Source organism: Nocardia sp. NPDC051900 (assembly GCF_044452545.1).
GTDB lineage: Bacteria > Actinomycetota > Actinomycetes > Mycobacteriales > Mycobacteriaceae > Nocardia > Nocardia sichangensis.
Genome location: NZ_JBITBU010000083.1, coordinates 1 through 1,073, shown reverse-complemented (window position 1 = coordinate 1,073; position 1,073 = coordinate 1). Strand labels below are relative to the sequence as shown.

Here is a 1,073-nt window from a genome sequence, read left to right as displayed (position 1 = left end):
GGCCCGTGACCAACGATCTTGTGAAAACTGGCGTTTAGCCTCTACTGGGGTGAGGCCGGAAAGGGGCAATGACGATCTGATGGTGCTGGGCCGCCGCGAAACTCTGAAAGCTACTGACATGAGTGGTTGCTCATGGCGGATGCTTGGTCCTGTATTGGTGCTCACGGACGGAACGTCGGATAGTGATGGCCATGGACCGATCTCTGCTCGTTGCCGTCATCGGCGACCGCGACCCGGCGTTTTCCCCGCACCTGGCCACCGACGACGCGCTGCGGCACGCTGCCGCGCACCTGGGCATCGGGGTGGATGTCCGCTGGCTTGCCACCGAACCGCTTGAATCGAATCTGGCCGAGGTAGAGGCTGCCGACGTGCTGTGGTGCGCGCCGGGCAGCCCGTACCGCAGCCTGGCGGGCGCTCTTGCCGCGCTCCGTCACGGCCGTGAGCACAGCGTGCCTACTCTGGGGACGTGTGGTGGCTGCCAGCACATGGTCATCGAGTACGCCCGCCACGTGCTCGGCTACGAGGATGCCCAGCACGCCGAGTACGACCCGTACGCCTCGACCCTGTTCGTGTCGGAACTGACCTGCTCGCTGGCCGGCAAGACCATGCCCGTGACCCTGGTTCCCGGTTCCCGAGTGGCCGCGTTGTACGGGCGGGCCGAGGTCGAGGAGGAGTACTACTGCAACTTCGGGCTCGACCCTCGCCGGCAAGGGGCCCTGCACGAGGGCGGCTTCTTGGTCACCGCCGTGGACGGTGACGGCGAGGCCCGGGTGCTGGAGATCCCTGGCCACCCGTTCTATGTGGCCACCCTGTTCGTGCCGCAGGCCCGCTCGCGTCCCGAGGCCCCGCACCCGCTGGTCGTCGGCCTGCTGCGTGCGGCGCTATGACGTTCACCCAGCTCAGGATTCTGCAGGCGGTCGCACGGACCGGCAACATGACCCGGGCCGCCGAGGAACTGGCCACCACGCAGTCTGCCGTCAGCCACGCTCTGCGCGCGCTGGAGGGCGAGTTCGGGATCGCGCTGCTGGTCCGGGGCAACCACGGGGTGAGTCTGACAGCGGCTGGGCGTGCCG

At 67.8% G+C, this 1,073-nt stretch carries 2 protein-coding genes; both read left to right on the top strand.

The window, feature by feature from the left end:
* Positions 1 to 191 precede the first annotated feature (191 nt).
* Positions 192 to 887 carry a CTP synthase gene (locus ACIA5H_RS37835; protein ID WP_364438681.1) on the top strand — a complete coding sequence of 232 codons (696 nt, stop codon included), beginning with the start codon at positions 192 to 194 and terminating at the stop codon, positions 885 to 887.
* Positions 884 to 1,073: LysR family transcriptional regulator (locus tag ACIA5H_RS37830; protein ID WP_397081180.1), on the top strand; the 190-nt coding region annotated here is incomplete at its 3' end. The genes ACIA5H_RS37835 and ACIA5H_RS37830, both read left to right, overlap by 4 nt.